Source organism: Candidatus Cloacimonadota bacterium (assembly GCA_012522635.1).
Taxonomy (GTDB): domain Bacteria; phylum Cloacimonadota; class Cloacimonadia; order Cloacimonadales; family Cloacimonadaceae; genus Syntrophosphaera.
Genome location: JAAYKA010000132.1, coordinates 20,136 through 38,272, shown reverse-complemented (window position 1 = coordinate 38,272; position 18,137 = coordinate 20,136). Strand labels below are relative to the sequence as shown.

The following is an 18,137-nucleotide window of genomic DNA, read 5'->3' as shown; positions in this document are numbered from 1 at the left end:
TTGCGCTAATAGGCAAAAACGACCCCGCTTTGGGGGAAAACCCATTCCTCGTCTTTGGTGGAAACGCTGATGCTGCCTTGGGTGTGGGAAACTTGGGGATATTTATTCTGCCCCGCGAAGATGGGCACGCACTCCACTTTTCCCAGGCTTTGAGGGTGGTCGAAGCGGATTTTTACCCCGTGGGTCAGCTCGGTGATGAAGACACCCAACTGGTGTGAACTTTTTGGATAGAGCGCCAAAGCACCGATTTCGAAGCTGACTTCACGACCCAGCAGCTCTTTCAGGCGGGGGTGGGAACAGCGGATTTCCATGCTTGAATTTTGGAAGCTGAGCTGGGTTTCCAGCTTGATTCCATCCACCTTCACGCTCACAAGCTGGAATGCTTGGGGATTCAACTGAAAATTCCCGTCCGTGAGCCAGCGATATTCAACATCCCGCCGTTTGAAATAGCTTTTTAACGCGGCTTCGCTGTTGGCACAAGCGACTGTGAAATAGTCGTTTTGCAAAACCTTGTGGAAGCTGAGGTTGTTTTTTGCCTGCCAATGGTCGGGTTCCCCGGAATCGGAAAACTGGATGTGGTAGCGGAAATCGTGGCGGTACTGGATATCCCTGTCCTTGGCAAAGAAAAACTCGCGCAGAATCTCGCGGGAGATGAGTTCACCCAGTTCATGGCTGTTAACGCGTTGAGAGATAGCGGCTTGGATGATGCGGTTAAGCTGTGAATCCTGATAGTCGCTGCTCACAAAATCCCGCCGTGAAAGCGGTGATGACGCCACCTGAATTCCACCTTCCAGATAGTGCCTTCTGGCGCGACGCCCCACCTGGCAGAGCAGTTCGTAGGAAGAGCCTTGATAGCTTTGAGCCAGGTTTTCGGCTCTCAATTCATCCAACTTGCCGCCCAAAAGCACGGCTTCATCGCCAATTTTAAGCTCTCCGGCATCTGTGATATCCACGCAAATCATGTCCATGCTCACGCGTCCTATCACGGGGCAGGCTTTTCCGTTCAAAGCCACATTTCCGCGGTTGGAAAGCAAAAAATCGTAACCATCAGCATAGCCAACCGGAATCACGGCATAGCTGGTGTCTCTGGAGGCTGTCCAACTGCGGTTGTAGCCAACACTGGCGCCGGCTGGGATGCGCTTGATTTGCGCCACGGCGGATTTGAAGCTCATCACCGGTTTCAATTTAATCTTTTCCCTCTGGTCCGGATGCGTGTAAACTCCATAACTCATGATGCCCAAACGCGTGGGGGAATAGCTTTTACCCAGCCCGTTCACCAGCGCGGAGCTGTTTGCCAGATGCAGCCAGGGCGCTTGAACCTTGTATTTTTCGAGCATAGCGGTAAAAGCTTTTTCCTGCTTCTGGCTGAAGGGCAGGTCGCTTTCCGCGGAGGCGAGATGGGAAAACACGTTTTGCAGCACCAGATGGGGAAGTTTTTGGAGTCCATTCCACAGCCCACCAAATTCTTCTTCCAAAGCTCCGCTGCGGTGCATGCCGCTATCAACTTTCAAGCCCACCTGCAGGCGAACACCCTTTTCCGCGCAGGCGGCATCCAGCTTTTTGGCAAAATCCAGGTCGTTAAGGGTGGGCCAAAGCTCATATTCCAAAATTCCGGGGATTTCACGAGCCAAACAGGGTGAAAGAATGAGGATGGGCGCCTTGACACCCTGGATGCGTAAAAGCTTGCCTTCTTCAGGATTGGCAACACCCAGTCCCAGCGCGCCTTCGCTGAGGGCAACCTGTGAAATTTGGAGCGCGCCATGCCCGTAGGCGTCCGCTTTCACAATCTGGATGAATCCCTGCCCTGGTTCCATAAACGCTTTCAGGGCTTGCAGATTGGCGCGGAAAGCGTCCAAATCAATTTCCACCCAGCTACGTTCGTAAAAGTTGGCGCTGCTCACTTTTTTGGCCTTTTAGAAATATTTCGCGGCGAGGTCTGCCAGTTGGGAGCGTTCGCCTTTATCCAGGGTCATGTGTCCCACAATGTCTTCATGTTTCAGCTTTTCCACCGCCACGGAAAGCCCGTTGGAAGCGGAATCCAGATAGGGAATATCAATCTGGTAGGGGTCTCCGGTCAAAACCAGCTTGGTGTTTTTCCCCGCGCGGGTGATGATGGTTTTCATCTCGTGGGGAGTGAGGTTTTGGGCTTCATCGATAATGATGAATTGTCCCGGCAGGCTGCGACCACGAATGTAGGTGAGCGGTTCCAGCTCCAAAAAACCGTAATCGATAAAATCTTCCAAACTGGTTTTGCGTTTAATTTTTTGGTCGTCTTTTCGGCTTTCCTCGTGTGACGCCAGCAGGATATCCATATTATCATAGATGGGCTGCATCCAGGGGTTGAATTTGTCGCTTTTTGTGCCTGGCAGATAGCCCAAATCCTTGCCCAGAGGGGAAATGGGACGTGAAATCACCAGCCGGGTATAGCTTTGGTCTTCCACAACTTTTTGCAAACCCGCCGCCATTGCCAGCAGGGTTTTGCCTGTTCCAGCCTTGCCGGAAAGGCTCACCATTTGCACCGTGTCGTCCAAAAGCAGGTCCAGCGCCATTTCCTGTTCAAAATTGCGCGCGGTGATGCCGTAAACTGGCTGTCCCCGATAGTGTTGCAAAGTGTATAAAGTATTGTTTGATTTCAGGTAACGCATGGTGACGAAGCTCTCCGGGTCGCTCTTTTTGCGCAGGCGGAGAAACTGGTTTGGGCAAAGCTCACCAAAACTGTTGGGGATATATTTTTGGCCGTTGAGGCTTTCAAAAACGTCGTCTTCCAAATCCCTCACATCCCAGCCGGTATAGAGTTCTTCAAACACGATGTTGTCCGTCTCATAGTTTTCCGCGTTGATGCCAACGCTATCCGCTTTAATGCGCACGTTCGCGTCTTTGGAAACCAGTGTCACCCGGGAATTTGGATATTTCTGTTGGAACCAGAGCGCGGTTCCGATGATGAGGTTGTCGATGCGGTCCAAAAACAACAGCTTGGAAGCGGTGTTTGTCACGTCTTTATTCACCGAAACCTGAAGGATGCCGCCGTTATCCATTATCACGCCTTCCTGAAGGCTGCCCCGCGAGCGCAGGGCATCCAAATATCTTCCGATTTGGCGCGCGTTGCGGCTCTTTTCGTCCACGCCTTTTTTAAATTGGTCGATTTCCTCTATGGCAACAATGGGAATTACCACGCGGTTGTCCGCAAAAGAAAAAAGCGACTGCGGATTGTGGATGAGGACGTTGGTGTCCAAAACGTAAATCTTCTGTGTCATTGCCATACTCCTTGGAGCTTGCTCCCGCTGCTCCCTGTGTTTTTATTTCGTGTTTTGCTCGATGTTTTATACATTTGAACAAAAATTTGGGGCTTTGGTGATTGCGTCAATCTTTATTTTTTATCCAAGTGGAAAAAGAGGCGGAAATACAGTCCAAAATTGAAGGGAGAGATGGAGTTTTTAAAAAAGAGGGGATAAAAAAATGGTGCTGAAGGGGGGACTCGAACCCCCATGAGCTCATTGCTCACTAGTCCCTGAAACTAGCGTGTATACCAATTTCACCACTTCAGCACTTACGTGTTTGAACCAAATCCCAAAAGGGGCGTTGCCTGTCAAGCACTATTTTTGACGGGATGGAAGCTCGGATATTCCACCATTTTTGCCGTTCTTCTTGGTCGCCGCCTTATGTCACCCTTATGTTTTAAAAGCAAAGTTAAGCGACACAAAGGTTTAAGGCTTTGGGACTCAAAAAACAACAGACTCGTTCTATATAAGGAAGGGTTTTTCAAACGGGAATCCTGTTTCCCAAACCTGAAATTTAATTATCTGGTTCGTCGCGAAGTGCCTGAATACGAAAGAATTTGCGGGGAAAATCGCCCATCCGTTCTCCATAGATGGGGTCGGTCACCCAAATGGAATTTGTGAAGGGTCCTTCCGGGTTATCGCTTTGCCAGATGGCGTAGGATGTGGCAAAAGGCACGGGAGCCCAGTGGAGCCGCAGCTCTCCATTTTGCAGGCTGGCAGTGGGTTTTGGGGTCTTGAGCTGGGAAAGTTCATTCAAGGTGAATCTGGCTCCTTGGAGAATCTCTTTTGTATCAACGTTTTGCAGCCAAACGACCACCGCCATGTTTTCCTGGTTCCATTCCTCTTTCAATTCAATGGAATAATGTTTTTGCATGCTTTCACCCACAGCGAGGTTTTCCACCGCGACCGGGGTGCCCTGATGGCCTGGAACCATCATGCGGCTCACAAAATTGACCTCGGTTTGGTCTGGCCCCCAATAGAAGGGAATTGCTGTTTCCGTCAGCGAAAGATGGAGCACAACGTTGGAATTGACATCGGGCTCTTCCTTTACAATCTGGACGCTGAAGCTGCAAATATTGTCTTCAACCTCGCCTAAAGCGGCGAGACTGTAATGTGAAGGAACCAACAGGCGGGAATTAACATTGTAGAGAAATTCCGGATAGAGGGAAATCCCTGAAGACGATATGTTGATTGGATTGAGACCGTCGAAAAAGGCGGTGGGAGTTCCAGAAACTTCATAATAGTCGTAACGTTCATCGTTTGTGGGGCTTTGAAAACCATCGCGCACATGAAGTTTCACCGGTGCCACAGGATGTCCGTTTTCCATGAGGTCATCCACTGCCCAGGCCGCACCGGGACAGCCAGTGCAGCTTGTGGCGGTGAAAAGCTCCACAACCACGTGTTGGCGGGGAAAGGCGTTCAGAAACGGCGCTGCAAAGAGAATCAGGAACAGGGTGAAGAGGCGGGTTTTCATCAATTCTCCAGGGCGTTTTTAAGACGCTTGCGAGCTTCCTCCAACCCAAGGATGGCAAAGGTTGTGGGAAGGTCGGGTCCATGTTTTTGATGAATGAGCGCCAGGCGCAGAGGCGTGTAGTATGCCTTGCCTTTCAAGCCCAGTTTTTCCATGCCCAATTTCACGATACTGTTAAGCTCATCTTCAGCCAGAGTGTCGCTTTCGGGCAGATTTGCGAGAAACCAGTCCAGAACGCGTTTGGAATCCTCAGTTTTCAGGATTTCAAGGTCTTCAGCAGGCAGAGGCTGAGGTGAAACGAACATTTTTGCGTATTCCGGGATTTCGGGAAGCAGGGTGCAGCGTTCCCGCGCTGCCGCCACAATGAGGAAAAGTTTGGCGCGTTCGATATCGGGCATTCCCGCTTTTTCAAACCAGGGTAAACAGCGGGTCACCAGCTCTGTGAGCGGCATGTTGCGCAGATACCAGGCATTCATCCAATCGAGTTTGGTGAGGTCGAACACCGCGCCGGATTTGCTGACCCGCTCCAGGGTGAATTCGCGGGAAAGCTCCTGGAGGCTGTAAGTTTCACGGTCGTCCGCGCTGTGCCAGCCCAGCAGGGCAACAAAATTGAGCAGAGCTTCCTTGAGGTAACCTTTTTGGAGGTAGCTTTCCACGGAAACATCGTTCATGCGCTTCGAAAGCTTGCTGCGGTCAGGGTTCAAAATGAGCGGAAGATGCACCCAGAGCGGAGCTTCCCAGCCCAGACATTCATAAAGCCAGATGTGTTTTGGGGTGCTGGAAAGCCATTCCTCGCCGCGGATGACGTGGGAGATTTTCATATAGTGGTCATCCACAACAGCAGCGAGATGATAGGTTGGGAATCCATCGGATTTCAGCAAAACCTGGTCGTCGGACTGGGAGGCGTCCATTTCAACGTCTCCGCGGATGATGTCATTGAAGCGAAAAACGTGGTTGTCCGGCATTTTAAGGCGAACCACGTGAGGCAGTCCCAGCCGGAGTTTTTCATCCACTTCCTCTTTGGAAAGAGCGAGGCAGCGGCGGTCATATTTCACGAATTCGCCTCTTTTTTGTTGTTCCTCCCGCATTTGGGCCAAAGTTTCAGAGGAGCAAAAGCAATGGTAGGCATGGCCAGAATCCAACAGACGTGTGATTTCACGCTGATAGAGTTCCAAACGCTCACTTTGCACGTAGGGGCCAAAATCACCGCCAATTCCGGGTCCTTCATCAATTTGAAGGTCCAGGCTGCGCAAGGAATCGATGAGGTTTTCCACCGCGCCTTCCACATATCGGGAGCGGTCGGTGTCTTCGATGCGAAGAATGAAGCTGCCACCGTTGTGGCGGGCAAAAAGAAAATCGTAAAGGGCGGTGCGCAAGCCGCCGATGTGGAGATAGCCGGTGGGGCTGGGCGCGAAACGTACTCTGATGGGGTTCATGGGCTGTCCTCAGGCTTTGAATTTGGGGCGATTTTTAATGTGAATCACCCGGTAATGGGGTTTATAAAGGTATTTGTAATCCTCGCTGTGGGAAGGTAAAGTTCCGCTGGCGAGGCAATAATCAACACGGGCGCGTTCAGAAAGGGTGGGGAAAATGAAACTCATAACAATGGGCACGGCTGTTTTCCAGATGTCAAGCCATTCTTCGGGGTCGATGGGTTCTGGCAAACGGGAAGCGTGAACGGCCTGGGCGAAAAGTTTTACATAGCTTGGGTTTACACGGGTCAGCGCGTCGCGTACAAGCTGGTCCCGCAGGGTGTTCGTTTGGCTGATATCCAACGACGGCAACCTGGAAAGCGCGAAAAAGTTCAGACGCATGAAACCCCTGCCCAAACCTATGTCCTGATGTGTTTTCCCGGCACAGCTTCGCACTGTTTTAAGCTCGTCCCAAATTCCGGCTTCGATGGCTTCCAGGCTGTCTTCCAAGTGGCTGGGCCCGAAACTGGCTTGGTGGATTAGCTTGTAAATGTCTGTGTAATGGGTTTTTGGGTGTTCCGCAAGTTCAGCGGCAATGATGCGCTGAAGCTGTTTGGGATTGAAAAGTGGAGCTTTAATCTTCATAAACTGTATTTCCAGAGCGTATAACATGGGTGACGCGAGCCTGTTGCCAATCAAAAGGCTGGGTGAAATCCGTGTCTGTAACGCTGATATCGGCAATCATTCCTTCGCGCAGGCTTCCGCGGAGTTTTTCCTCGTGGGAAAGCCAGGCGTTGTTTTCAGTGTAGCTGCGGATGGCCTGTTGCGGTGAAAGCCTTTCGGTAGGTTCATGGTGATTGATGAGCGCGTGTAAAGACATGGCGATGTTCAAATCTGTGACATACCAATCGCTTGAAGAACATGTCTTTACGCCTCTCTGCGCAAAGCTTACAAAGCGGTTCATGAGGCGGTGGCGCTCTCCCAGACGTTGTTCGTAAAGACCAGCCGGGCCGCCCCAAAGGAGGTCAAAAGCAGGCTGCATCACGGGGACAGCCCCGGAGGCGGCAATTGCATCCAAAAGCGGGTCGGGGCAAAGTTCGCAGTGGATTAGTTGGTGGCGCAATTCACGCACTTCACTGCTTTCGAGAGCGGCGTAGGCGGAGTTTATCTGATTGATGGCAGCGTCGCCAATGCAATGAACACAGATTTGGAGCCCTTTTTGGTGGGCTTTGAAGATGAAATCCTGCCAGAATTTGTCGCTCTGATAAAGCCTTCCATGGGTGGGTGAATCCGCGTAAGGCTGGCTGAGAGCCGCGCTGCGGGAACCGATGGAACCGTCAGCCAAAATGCAGCCTCCAATTCTGGTGGCGCCCAATTCCAGCGCGGAATCGATGTTAAAGCTTTGTGGATAAAGCACGAAACCGATGTCAAATTCCGAAAGCCTGTCGCGAATGACGGCGTAATGCTGGTTGCTCATATCCGCGTCGCCAATCATGGTGTGAAGGGTCACAAAACCACCTTGCAAAGCCTTTTGAGCGGCGTTGTGGTAGGCTTTGAGGATGGTTTCCTCGCTGCAGTTATCCTGGAGCCAGTTTACAGCAAGGTCGTTTTCGGGTCCTGTGAGCACCTCGTCCTGGCTGTTTAGGCCGGGGATGGCAGCGCGGGCTTTTGAATTCAATACGCAACTGTGGCCATCCACGCGGCGTAAAAGCAGCCTGGAATTGGGGCAAACGGCGTCCAATTCTTTCAGTGTGGGAAAGCGTTTTTCGGGGATGAGGGTTTCGTCGAAACGCCAGCCTATCACCAGTTCGGAATCCTTTTTCGAGGCGGCAAAAATCAGGGACAGAACTTCGTCGATGCCAGAGCATTGGGAAAGGTCGATTCCGTCTTCGTAAAGTCCGCCGGAAAAGCTGTGTGTGTGGGCGTCAATGAATCCCGGCCAGGCGAATCCAGCCTTGAGGTCAATCTTTTCCCACGCGGAATCGATTTTATCCCCTTCGCGAACTATACGCGCGATTTTTCCCTCAGCCACAAGCAGGCCAATCACATCTGGGTCAAAAGCGTTCTCAAGATAGAATTTGGCATTGTGAAAGTATTTCATATCAATCCAATAAGCTTATTTATCCAAAGCGTTTCCTTCGAAAATATCTTTTAACATATTGTAAAACAGATGGATGGGAAAACCCATCACATTAAAATAGCAGCCGTTGATGCGTTTGATGAATTGGGAGCCGAAGCCTTGGATACCGTAAGCGCCGGCTTTATCCATCGGTTCTTTGGTTTCCACGTAAGCTTCAATCTCGGTTTCCGAAAGAGGGGCAAACTCCACCAAACTGCGCTCATAACCGCTCACACACTGCTTTGAACGGCAGAGACAGAGCCCTGTGTAAACGGCATGGGTCTGGCCGGAAAGCTGTGCGAGATATTGTTTTGCCTGCGCAGGTCCGGAAGGTTTTCCCAAAACTTGACCATCCAAAACCACGATGGTATCCGCGCCGATAATCAGGCTGTCGGAATCCATGTGATTTGCCACGTGGAGAGCCTTGTTTTTCGCGTTGCGCATCGCTTGCAGATGCGGGCGTTTCCGATTCAGGCTTTCATCCACATCAGCGGGAAAAACCAGCGGGTTCAAGCCCAGCATATTCAGCAGGCTTTTGCGTCTGGGGCTGGCAGACGCCAGAACTATTTTAGTGTTGTGTAAGAGATTATGTATCATAGGGTTTCACCGGAGATTCAAATTGTGAACAGGCACTAAACAGTCAATAGATTTCTTGGGCATCAAAAAAAAGCTTGCCTAAAAACCGGGGTTCAGAAAGCATAGCATTTAACAAAAAATATCTGTTCCAGGAGGAAAAATATGGAACGCGTTCATATATTCAACGCTGGCCCCACCGTGCTTCCCGAGGAAGTGCTCCGAGAAGCGCAAGCCGACCTGTTTAATTACAAAGGCATGGGCCTTTCAGTGATGGAAATGAGCCATCGCAGCAAGGAATATCAAGCCATCATCGATGAAACCATCGCAAGCGCAAAGCGCATCTACAATCTTGGCGACGAATACGAAATCCTGTTTCTGCAGGGCGGCGCCAGCATGCAGTTTTTGATGGTGCCCATGAACTTCGGTTTTGAAGGAAAAGAAATCAACATCATTAACACCGGCGTGTGGTCCAAAAAAGCCATCGCGGAAGCCAAAAACATCGGCAAAACCGTGCACGTGGCTGCCACCAGTGAAGACCGCAATTTTGCCTACATTCCCAAAACCTGGGAACTTTCGGCAAATCCTGCCTACCTGCATATCACCCCCAACAACACCATTTATGGAACCGAATGGAAAACCGACCCGGATGTTCCCGCTGGCATTCCGCTTATCGCGGACATGAGCTCAAACTTTATGAGCAAACCCATCGACGTGCAAAAGTATGACATGATTTATGCCGGCGCCCAGAAAAACGTTGGTCCCGCTGGAACCGCTGTCATCCTCATCAAGAAAAGCCTGCTGGAACAAGCCCTGCCGGGCATGCCTTCAATGCTGGATTACAAACTGATGGCCAAAAATGGCTCCATGTTCAACACTCCCGCCACTTTCACCATCTACATGATTGGTCTGGTGATGAAATGGATTGAAGACTTTGGCGGCTTGGAAAAAATCCACGAAAACAACAAGGTGAAGGCTGCCTACATCTATGACGCAATCGACGCCTCCGGTGGATTCTACAAAGGCACCGTGGACAAGGAAGACCGCTCATTGATGAACGTCACTTTCCGCCTCGGCACTGAAGAACAGGAAGCCCTCTTCATCTCTGAAGCCAAAAAGAACGGCATGATTGGATTGAAGGGACACCGCAACGTTGGCGGCTGCAGAGCCAGCATCTACAACGCGCTGCCTCTTCCCGCTGCGCACGCTTTGGGCGAATTCATGCGTGAATTCCAGAAGCAGCACGGTTAATCCGAAAAAGGAAATAAAACAACCCATTATGCAAGGCGGGAGAAAACAAGCCTCCCGCCTTGTTAAAATTTGAAACGGGGGTCGAATGTCGATAATGAACCTTCTTCTTCGTGGCGGCATGCTAATGTATGTGCTGGTGATTATTTCCATCGCTGTGGTGGCAATCGTGGTGGAAAAATACCGCCAGGTTACCCGGGTGAAAAAAGCCAATGAAAAGCTGCAATATTATCTTTCCCAACAGGAAAAACTGGATAATATCCGTGCCGTGCTTCGCATCCACGGGCTCAACAGCCCTCTGGGCATGATGTTGGATAAACTCTACAACGCCCAAACCGATGACGCTCGCATGATTGAAAACAGCATGGAATCCACTGCGAACATGGAACTGGGCAAGCTGGAAAAAGGCATGGGCTGGCTGGCGACTCTTTCCGCCATCGCGCCGCTGGTGGGCTTTTTGGGAACCGTCACCGGCATGGTCAGCGTTTTCATGAACATTCAGGGTCAGGGTCAAAACAGCGTGGACATCAACATCCTGGCAGGAGGCATCTGGCAGGCGCTTTTGACAACTGTGGGCGGTCTGGTTGTGGGCATTCCCGCCATCATTTTCCATAACGACCTCATCCAACACATGGAAAACATCGCCAAAGATATGCAGCATCAGGGCATTGAACACCAAATCCGCTTCCAAAAAGCGCGCGAGGCAGAGGAAAAATGAAACTGGGCATCTCCGGCAAAAAGATAAGCAGCACGGTGCTCATCTCCATGACAGACGTGATTTTCCTGCTTTTAATCTTTTTGTTGATAGCCTCAAATTTCGCCGCCCAAACCGGGCTGCCTTTCAAGCTGCCGGGCTCCACTTCCCAGCAAAGACAAACCCCGCAAGTCCTTCATGTGCAATATCAAAACGATAACCGCATCGACTTTATGGATGGCAGCTACACGATTCAAACCCTGGGTGAAGCTCTCAAAAACCAGTTTAAGAGCAGCGACCAAGTTGTGCGACTTTCCGCTCAGAAGGATACTCCTCTACAGAACATCGTCAGTTTGATGGACATCATTCGAGAAGCTGGGTTTGAACGCATTTTCGTGGCAACGGAGCCAGTTAACAAATGATTTCCAAAATCCGCAGCGGCCGCTATCAATCCCTGGTGATTTCACTGGGTTTGCATGCGCTGCTGTTGATTTTTATGATTTTTTATGTAATCCGACCCATGGTGGCGCCTCGCTGGCATGAAATCATGTTGGGCGACCCTCTCACGGAATTTGAACCCGTCAGCGATGATATTGGCCCTGGCGCCATTCAACCCGTTCCCCAAGGCATCCAAACCCAGGCTCAACCTGAAAAAGCCAAAACTTCAACCACTGCCAAAACAAGCCCGGCTGAAAAATCAAACAGTAAAGCCATTCCTCAAACCACGGGGCAAAGTGACCTCATCGACCTTCCCCAGCCCAAGGACGGCCAAACAAAAGCCCAGGCCTCACTTCCCACAAATCCGCTCAACCCTCTCAAGGGCATACCTTTTGGCAAACCCAACACCAGCCCCGGTGGCAGGCTGAACTATTCCATCAGCGGCGGAAGCGTGAAATTCACCCCCAACAAAAACACCCACAATCTGGGCGAACCCGGAAAAGCCATCATCACATTCAGGCTGGACAACAACGCGCGGCTCATCCCAATCAGCATCGACGCGGGTGAAAACAGCGGACCAAGATTTTTTGACGAAGCGAAAAGGATTCTGGAACAAGGGCGCTTTGAATTTACCGGCACTCCAAATCCCGGCGCGGAATACACCATCACCATCACTTTTTCGATATGAAAACGCAGCTCAAAAAACCTCTGCCAGCCAGACCCAAATTCATCGGCATCCTGAACTTAACACAGGATTCATTTTCCGATGGCGGGGATTTTTATGACTTTGAAAACGCCTTGCGTCACGCCAAAAAGCTCCACGCTGAAGGCGCCGACATTTTGGATATTGGTGGGGAATCCACCCGCCCCGGCGCTCAACCCATTTCCCAGGAAGCTGAAGCGAAGGCGGTTTTGCCGGTGTTGGAAGTCGTCCGCCAGCAAATCCCGGAATTGGAAATATCCATCGACACCCGCAACGCTTCCACAGCGCGTGAAGCCATCAAACTGGGTGCCCACATCGTGAACGACATCAGCGCCCTGCGCCACGACCCCGAAATGGCTCCGCTTTTGGCTTCAAAACCCGATGTGAAGGTGATTTTGATGCATATGCAGGGAATCCCTCAAACCATGCAAAATGACCCCCATTATGATGATGTGGTGGCGGAAGTGGACGCTTTTTTTGCCGAACGTATCGATTTTGCCCTCTCAAACGATATTCTCAGGGAAAACATTTTACTTGACCCAGGCATCGGCTTTGGAAAAACTGCGGAACATAACTATACAATCCTGGGCGCTTTAAGCCACTTCAAACATCATGGACTGCCCCTGGTTTTGGGTGCTTCCCGCAAGCGTTTTTTGGAAGCCGAAACCGGCGCTGGACCTAAGGAACGGCTGGGGGGAAGCTTGGCAGCGGCGTGGTTGGCATTCAGCCAGGGAGTCGAATATCTCAGGATACACGACGTTTTGGCGCACAGACAATTCTTTAATGTCCTGGAAAAAACTTTGGAAGGAATGAACTGATGGAAATACTGATACCCGGACTTCCAGACCTCATCGATATTTTCATCGTTGCCTTTTTGCTCTATCAGGGAATGGTTGTCCTCAGGCGTGGCGGTGGCTGGCAGGTTTTGGCGGCGATTCTGTTTCTGGTGGTGCTTTCCACCGTGGCGGAAGCGCTGAACCTCAAGATTGTCAGTTCGCTGTTGACGGGCATTCGCAGCTATGGAATTCTGGCGTTGGTGGTGATTTTCCAGCCCGAATTGCGGGCGCTGCTTTCCCGGATAAACATCACGCGGGAACTGAATTTGAGCCTGCGCAAAAAGGAAAGCAATTCCATCTACATGCCTCTGATAGACGCGATTTCATCGATGTCGTTCCGCAAAACAGGCGCGCTCATCGTCATCGAAAACCGCCGCCGGCTCACAGAATATATCCAAAGCGGGGAAGAGTTGGATGCCAGCCTCTCCCTGCGGCTCATTCTCACCATTTTCAACCCACGTTCCGCGCTTCACGATGGCGCTGTCATCATTCGTGGAGACCGCATCATGGCTGCCAAGGTGGTTCTGCCGCTTTCCAAAAAACCGGAATATGCCAGGAAATTTGGCACCAGACACCTGGCGGGCATTGGCATCACCGAGCTCACGGACGCCATTGCCATCATTGTTTCGGAACAAAACTCCCAGATTTCGGTGGCGCAAAATGGGGAAATAAACGTGAACGTGGCTTACGAAGAGCTTTTGCGCATCATCGCGGACGCGTTTGCCTAAACAGCGATGACGCTCCTAATTGGTATCACAGGCAACATCGGCAGCGGGAAAAGCGCCTTTTGCCGCATCCTCGAACAACATGGCGAGCGGGTGATTTATGCCGATGAAGTGGCGCAAAAACAGCTTGATAAACCTGAAATACTACAAAAATTAAGTGAGCGCTGGGGAAAAGATTTTATCTCAGATGGCAGAGCGGACAGACAAAAAATCGCTTCCATCGTGTTTGGAAACCCTGATGAATTGGCATTTTTGAACAGTGTGGTGCATCCTAAAACCCTCCAGGAATTCCAGGGAATCGTTGAGGAATGCCAAGCCGAACACCTCTTTTTCGAGGTTCCCCTGCTTTTTGAAGCGGATTTGGCAGCCTGCTTTGACCATCTGGTCATCATCACAGCCACACGTGAAATCCGTCTGCAAAGGCTTTTAAAAAGGGACAGCCAGAGCCGTCAACAGATTGAAACGCGGATGGATGCGCAGATGGATGACAGCTTAAAAATCCCGCTTTGCGACCTGGTGGTGGAAAACAACGGAAACTGGGAAGACCTCAGCCAGGCTGCCCAAAAACTGATTTCCGACCTGCCCAACATCAAACCAAAGGAAAAACGAGCTTTTTATCCCTGACATTTACGCCGAGTATTCAACCATCTGATAATCGTTTACAATAATGTATGGATGGTGTCTCTTGCTTGCCGCCTTATGTATCCCTTATGTTTGAAAAGGCAATTATAAGGTAGACAAAGGTTTAGGGCTTTGATGGATTAATATTCATCAAACCCTGCCATTGCGCCGCCGCTGTGATTGCCGCTGTTTCCGCTCTGGTCACCAAGTTTGCCAACTTGAGCCGGGGCAGAGCTTCCATCAGGGAAAATTCCGCATCATCCCAACCGCCTTCGGGACCAATCAGAAAACAGGGTTTAAGCTGGGGTTCAAATTCCGCCAGCCAGCGTCCATCCCTGCGTTCGGAACACAAAATGGGGCTGTATCCCGCTTCGTGGATGGCTTTTAACGCTTCCTCCAAAGCCAAAATCCCATGTAATCTTGGCAGCCAGGGGTTGTCACATTGTTTGATGGCAGCCAGGCTGACACGGGAAAAACGTGTCAGTTCCGCTGAACGCCTCACCGACCTTTCCGCTATTAAAGGAAACAAATCCGTCACGCCCAGTTCACTGCATTTTTCCACCAAAAGCTCATCGTGCCTGTTTTTTAGCAGGGCGAAGCCAATGGCGAACGGGCGTTCTGATGGAGGTGTTTTTTCCAGACTTTGGATGTGTAACAGGGCGTGTTTTGCCGCCAGATTTTCCACCAGAGCCCAAGCCAGGGTTCCCTGTCCTGAATTGAGCAGGATGGGCGCTTCGATACGGCGTTTGGTGACGTGGGCAAGGTGGTGGAATTCCTCTCCTTCCAGCCGAAATTTATCGCCGGAAGCCAGCTCCTCCAGTTCTGGAACGTATAGTGATGGCATCGTTTAGCTGAAAAACTCCCGTATTTTATCCCGGAAGCTTCTGCCGGGTTTGAGTTCTTTTTTCAGGTTCATTTCCGCCAGGCGTTTGTAAATATCGGTTTCCTCACGGCTGAGGCGGGTTGGCGTCACAACGTTCACGCGCACAATGAGGTCGCCGCGAACATTGCTGTGCAAGCCTTGAATGCCCTGTCCTTTAAGGCGGAATTCGCTTCCACTCTGGGTTCCGGTGGGGATTTTCATTTTGGCTTTGCCGGTGAGGGTGGGAACCGTAATCTCATCTCCCAAAACGGCTTGGCTGAAGTGGACGGGGAAATCCAGAATGATATTGTTTCCAACCCTTTCAAAAAGGTCGTCCTGGCGTTCATGAATTTGCACCAAAAGGTCACCGCGTGGGCCGTTGCGGGGTCCGATGTGACCCTGTTCGCGCACGCGCAAAACCTGTCCTTCCTCCATTCCGGAGGGTATTTTCAGCTTGATTTCACGGGTTTTTGCGGCTCTGCCTTCACCGTGGCATTTGGTGCATTTGTTTTTGATGATGCGCCCCTCGCCCCGGCAGGATGGACATTCCGTAATCTGCTGCATCTGTCCGAAAAGGGATTGGCGCACGGTGCGAACCTGTCCCGAACCACGGCATTGGGTGCAGGTTTCAGAGCTTTGGTCTGCGCTGCCGCTGCCATTGCAAAGGTCACAGGCATCCTTCACGTTGATTTTCACCTTTTTTTCGGTTCCCAGGGCAATTTCCTTCAGGCTGAGCGAAAGCTCAATCATGAAGTCGTTGCCTCGGTTTGAGCGGCGCTGAGCGCTCCCTCCGCCGCCTCCCATGCCTCCAAAAAGGGTTTCAAAGATGGAACCAAAACCTCCGCCTCCGAATAGGTCGCTGATGTCTTCAAAGCGGCTGAAATCGCCCCATTGGAAACCACCCTGGCCAAATTGGGGGTCGATTCCGGCATGGCCGTATTGGTCGTAGATTTGACGTTTTTCCTTGTCTGAAAGCACCTCATAAGCTTCGGAGGCTTCCTTGAATTTTTCCTCGGCTTCCTTGTTATCCGGGTTTTTATCCGGGTGAAATTGCATTGCCAGCTTGCGGTAGGATTGTTTTATCTCGGCTTCGCTGGCGGTTTTGGGAACTCCCAGAACTTCGTAGTAATCGCGTTTGGACACTGCTTTTCCTTATTGAATCAAAATTTTTAAAAGCTAAAGGGCGGGGTTGTTGCAGCCCCCGCCCCTGGGGTTTTATTTATCGTCAACCACCTCGAAATCGGCGTCGATGGGGCCGTCTTCGGATGGCGCTTCATTTGTTTGTTCCGGGCTGGGTCCGGCTTGGGAATCCGCGGCTTGCTCCTGTTGGGCTTGCGCGTAGATGATTTCGCCCAAGCGCTGAGCTTTTTGGGTCAGGTTTTGTTTCAGGGTTTCCAGTTCGGAAGGCTCGGTGGCTTTTTCCATGCCTTCACGAGCGGCTTTCACCTCTGCTTCCAGCTCGGATTTTTCGGTGTCGGAAAGCTTGTCGCCATGTTCGCTCAAACCTTTTTCGGTGCTGAAGATGATGCTATCCAGCTCGTTGCGGGCGGCAACGAATTCCTGGCGCTTTTTATCTTCCTCGGCGTGGAGTTCGGCTTCGCGAATCATGCGGTCGATATCGTCCTTGCTCATGTCTCCGGCGCGGTCGATGTGGATGGATTGTTCCTTTCCGGTTCCCAGGTCTTTTGCGGAAACGTGGAGGATACCGTTGGCGTCGATGTCGAAGGTGACTTCAATCTGGGGAATACCGCGTGGAGCGGGTGGAATCCCAACGAGGTCGAAGCGTCCCAAATCCTTGTTGTCGCGTGCCATGGGTCTTTCTCCCTGCAGAACGCGGATGGTCACTGCGTTTTGGTTGTCCGCGGCGGTGGAGAAAACCTGGCTTTTCTTGGTGGGAATGGTGGTGTTGCGCGGGATGAGCGGGGTCATCACCTCGCCCAGGGTTTCGATGCCCAGGGTGAGCGGTGTGACGTCCAAAAGCAGGACATCGCTCACTTTCTCGTCGCCGCTCAGGATTGCGCCCTGGATTCCGGCGCCGATGGACACCACTTCATCCGGGTTCAGGCTGCGGTTTGGCTTTTTGCCAAAGAATTTTTCCACGGCTTCCTGAACAGCTGGGATGCGTGTGCTGCCGCCCACCAGGAGGACTTCCTGGATGTCGCCGGCTTTCAGTTTGGCATCGTCCAAAGCCTTTTTACAGGGGGCAAGTGTGCGCTGCACAAGGTCTTCGGTCAGACGGTTGAATTCCGCCAGGCTGAGGGTCAAATCCAGATGTTTGGGGCCGCCTGCATCTGCGGTGATGAAGGGCAGGTTGATGGTCGTGGTTTGCGTTCCGGAGAGCTCCACCTTCGCCTTTTCCGCCGCTTCACGCAGGCGTTGCATGGCAATCGGGTCTTTGGAAAGGTCGATTCCTTCCAGTTTTTTGAATTCTGCCAAAATCCAATCGATGATTCGTTTGTCAAAATCATCACCACCCAAGTGGGTATCTCCATTTGTGGAAAGAACTTCCACCACTCCCTGGCTGATGTCCAGGATGGAAATATCGAAGGTTCCGCCGCCCAGGTCATAGACGGCAACTTTCTGTTCCTTTTTATTTTCCATGCCATAGGCGAGGGCCGCGGCTGTGGGTTCGTTGATGATGCGTTTAACTTCCAATCCGGCGATGCGTCCGGCGTCTTTGGTGGCTTGGCGCTGGTCGTCGTTGAAATATGCCGGAACGGTGATGACCGCTTCGGTAACCGTTTGTCCCAGATAGGCTTCCGCGGTTTCCTTCATTTTGCTCAAAACCATCGCGGAGATTTCCTGAGGGGTATAATCCTTGTTTTCAGAATCGACGTGCACGGCAGCCTGGCCTTTCACGCCGCTTTTCACCTTGAAGGGAACCTGTTCCTTTTCCGAGCCGACTTCGTTGAAAGAGCGGCCCATAAAGCGTTTGATGGACGACACGGTGTTTGTGGGATTTGTAACCGCCTGTCGTTTGGCAAGTTGACCAATCAATCGCTGTCCGTCTTTGGTGAATCCAACCACGGACGGTGTGGTGCGACCACCCTCCGCGTTCGCGATTACGACGGGTTTTCCGCCTTCAACAACGGCCACGCAGGAGTTGGTGGTCCCAAGATCTATTCCAATTATTTTTCCCATTTTATTCCTCCATGGT

General features: G+C 51.4%; 17 protein-coding genes and 1 tRNA gene. 7 read left to right on the top strand and 11 right to left on the bottom strand.

The annotated features are described in order from the left end of the window. Positions 1-5: 5 nt before the first annotated feature. The 8 genes from alr to maf form a co-directional block, all read right to left on the bottom strand. Complete coding sequence (gene alr / locus GX135_06980) at positions 6-1,901, bottom strand: alanine racemase (GenBank protein NLN85826.1); 1,896 nt, start codon at positions 1,899-1,901, stop codon at positions 6-8. A 12-nt stretch (positions 1,902-1,913) separates the two neighbouring features. Beyond that, the gene (locus GX135_06975) at positions 1,914-3,254 is read right to left on the bottom strand and encodes a PhoH family protein (GenBank protein ID NLN85825.1); all 1,341 of its coding nucleotides are present in this window, start codon (positions 3,252-3,254) and stop codon (positions 1,914-1,916) included. A 203-nt stretch (positions 3,255-3,457) separates the two neighbouring features. After that, positions 3,458-3,545: transfer RNA gene (locus GX135_06970), tRNA-Leu, on the bottom strand. Between the two features lie 247 nt (positions 3,546-3,792). Further along, complete coding sequence (locus GX135_06965; protein NLN85824.1) at positions 3,793-4,752, bottom strand: Omp28-related outer membrane protein; 960 nt, start codon at positions 4,750-4,752, stop codon at positions 3,793-3,795. Continuing rightward, positions 4,752-6,185, bottom strand: a complete 1,434-nt coding sequence (locus tag GX135_06960) for a glutamate--tRNA ligase (protein ID NLN85823.1) — start codon at positions 6,183-6,185, stop codon at positions 4,752-4,754. Before GX135_06960 ends, GX135_06965 begins: the two co-directional genes overlap by 1 nt. A 9-nt stretch (positions 6,186-6,194) precedes the next feature. After that, entirely contained in the window at positions 6,195-6,806 is a 612-nt protein-coding gene (locus GX135_06955; protein NLN85822.1) for a hypothetical protein, read from the bottom strand. Further along, entirely contained in the window at positions 6,796-8,262 is a 1,467-nt protein-coding gene (locus GX135_06950; protein NLN85821.1) for an amidohydrolase family protein, read from the bottom strand. Before GX135_06950 ends, GX135_06955 begins: the two co-directional genes overlap by 11 nt. A gap of 15 nt (positions 8,263-8,277) precedes the next feature. Then, positions 8,278-8,877: a septum formation protein Maf gene (gene maf, locus GX135_06945; GenBank protein ID NLN85820.1), complete on the bottom strand. Its 600-nt coding sequence runs from the start codon at positions 8,875-8,877 to the stop codon at positions 8,278-8,280. Positions 8,878-9,018: 141 nt separating this feature from the next. On the opposite strand from maf, the gene serC reads away from it, so the two are divergent. The 7 genes from serC (at position 9,019) to GX135_06910 (ending at position 14,121) form a co-directional block, all read left to right on the top strand. Then, positions 9,019-10,104: a 3-phosphoserine/phosphohydroxythreonine transaminase gene (gene serC, locus GX135_06940; GenBank protein NLN85819.1), complete on the top strand. Its 1,086-nt coding sequence runs from the start codon at positions 9,019-9,021 to the stop codon at positions 10,102-10,104. A gap of 124 nt (positions 10,105-10,228) precedes the next feature. Beyond that, entirely contained in the window at positions 10,229-10,819 is a 591-nt protein-coding gene (locus GX135_06935) for a MotA/TolQ/ExbB proton channel family protein (protein NLN85818.1), read from the top strand. After that, the gene (locus GX135_06930; GenBank protein NLN85817.1) at positions 10,816-11,217 is read left to right on the top strand and encodes a biopolymer transporter ExbD; all 402 of its coding nucleotides are present in this window, start codon (positions 10,816-10,818) and stop codon (positions 11,215-11,217) included. Before GX135_06935 ends, GX135_06930 begins: the two co-directional genes overlap by 4 nt. Continuing rightward, complete coding sequence (locus GX135_06925; GenBank protein NLN85816.1) at positions 11,214-11,921, top strand: hypothetical protein; 708 nt, start codon at positions 11,214-11,216, stop codon at positions 11,919-11,921. Before GX135_06930 ends, GX135_06925 begins: the two co-directional genes overlap by 4 nt. Further along, positions 11,918-12,754 carry a dihydropteroate synthase gene (gene folP, locus GX135_06920; GenBank protein ID NLN85815.1) on the top strand — a complete coding sequence of 279 codons (837 nt, stop codon included), beginning with the start codon at positions 11,918-11,920 and terminating at the stop codon, positions 12,752-12,754. Before GX135_06925 ends, folP begins: the two co-directional genes overlap by 4 nt. Then, on the top strand, positions 12,754-13,500 hold the full coding sequence (locus tag GX135_06915) for a TIGR00159 family protein (GenBank protein NLN85814.1): 747 nt from the start codon (positions 12,754-12,756) through the stop codon (positions 13,498-13,500). Before folP ends, GX135_06915 begins: the two co-directional genes overlap by 1 nt. Before the next feature lie 6 nt (positions 13,501-13,506). Continuing rightward, positions 13,507-14,121 carry a dephospho-CoA kinase gene (locus GX135_06910; protein ID NLN85813.1) on the top strand — a complete coding sequence of 205 codons (615 nt, stop codon included), beginning with the start codon at positions 13,507-13,509 and terminating at the stop codon, positions 14,119-14,121. Positions 14,122-14,242: 121 nt separating this feature from the next. Here GX135_06910 and GX135_06905 read toward each other — a convergent pair whose 3' ends face one another. The 3 genes from GX135_06905 to dnaK form a co-directional block, all read right to left on the bottom strand. Beyond that, complete coding sequence (locus tag GX135_06905; protein NLN85812.1) at positions 14,243-14,962, bottom strand: RsmE family RNA methyltransferase; 720 nt, start codon at positions 14,960-14,962, stop codon at positions 14,243-14,245. A 3-nt stretch (positions 14,963-14,965) separates the two neighbouring features. Beyond that, entirely contained in the window at positions 14,966-16,123 is a 1,158-nt protein-coding gene (dnaJ, locus tag GX135_06900; GenBank protein ID NLN85811.1) for a molecular chaperone DnaJ, read from the bottom strand. Between the two features lie 72 nt (positions 16,124-16,195). Beyond that, positions 16,196-18,121: a molecular chaperone DnaK gene (dnaK, locus tag GX135_06895; GenBank protein NLN85810.1), complete on the bottom strand. Its 1,926-nt coding sequence runs from the start codon at positions 18,119-18,121 to the stop codon at positions 16,196-16,198. Positions 18,122-18,137 lie beyond the last annotated feature (16 nt).

Bases quoted from the DNA above. Each gene is read 5' to 3' on its own strand.
- GX135_06975 (NLN85825.1), bottom strand. From the start codon at position 3,254: ATGACACAGAAGATTTACGTTTTGGACACCAACGTCCTCATCCACAAT.
- GX135_06965 (NLN85824.1), bottom strand. From the start codon at position 4,752: ATGAAAACCCGCCTCTTCACCCTGTTCCTGATTCTCTTTGCAGCGCCG.
- GX135_06960 (NLN85823.1), bottom strand. From the start codon at position 6,185: ATGAACCCCATCAGAGTACGTTTCGCGCCCAGCCCCACCGGCTATCTC.
- GX135_06955 (NLN85822.1), bottom strand. From the start codon at position 6,806: ATGAAGATTAAAGCTCCACTTTTCAATCCCAAACAGCTTCAGCGCATC.
- GX135_06950 (NLN85821.1), bottom strand. From the start codon at position 8,262: ATGAAATACTTTCACAATGCCAAATTCTATCTTGAGAACGCTTTTGAC.
- maf (NLN85820.1), bottom strand. From the start codon at position 8,877: ATGATACATAATCTCTTACACAACACTAAAATAGTTCTGGCGTCTGCC.
- serC (NLN85819.1), top strand. From the start codon at position 9,019: ATGGAACGCGTTCATATATTCAACGCTGGCCCCACCGTGCTTCCCGAG.
- GX135_06935 (NLN85818.1), top strand. From the start codon at position 10,229: ATGTATGTGCTGGTGATTATTTCCATCGCTGTGGTGGCAATCGTGGTG.
- GX135_06930 (NLN85817.1), top strand. From the start codon at position 10,816: ATGAAACTGGGCATCTCCGGCAAAAAGATAAGCAGCACGGTGCTCATC.
- GX135_06925 (NLN85816.1), top strand. From the start codon at position 11,214: ATGATTTCCAAAATCCGCAGCGGCCGCTATCAATCCCTGGTGATTTCA.
- folP (NLN85815.1), top strand. From the start codon at position 11,918: ATGAAAACGCAGCTCAAAAAACCTCTGCCAGCCAGACCCAAATTCATC.
- GX135_06915 (NLN85814.1), top strand. From the start codon at position 12,754: ATGGAAATACTGATACCCGGACTTCCAGACCTCATCGATATTTTCATC.
- GX135_06910 (NLN85813.1), top strand. From the start codon at position 13,507: ATGACGCTCCTAATTGGTATCACAGGCAACATCGGCAGCGGGAAAAGC.
- GX135_06905 (NLN85812.1), bottom strand. From the start codon at position 14,962: ATGCCATCACTATACGTTCCAGAACTGGAGGAGCTGGCTTCCGGCGAT.
- dnaK (NLN85810.1), bottom strand. From the start codon at position 18,121: ATGGGAAAAATAATTGGAATAGATCTTGGGACCACCAACTCCTGCGTG.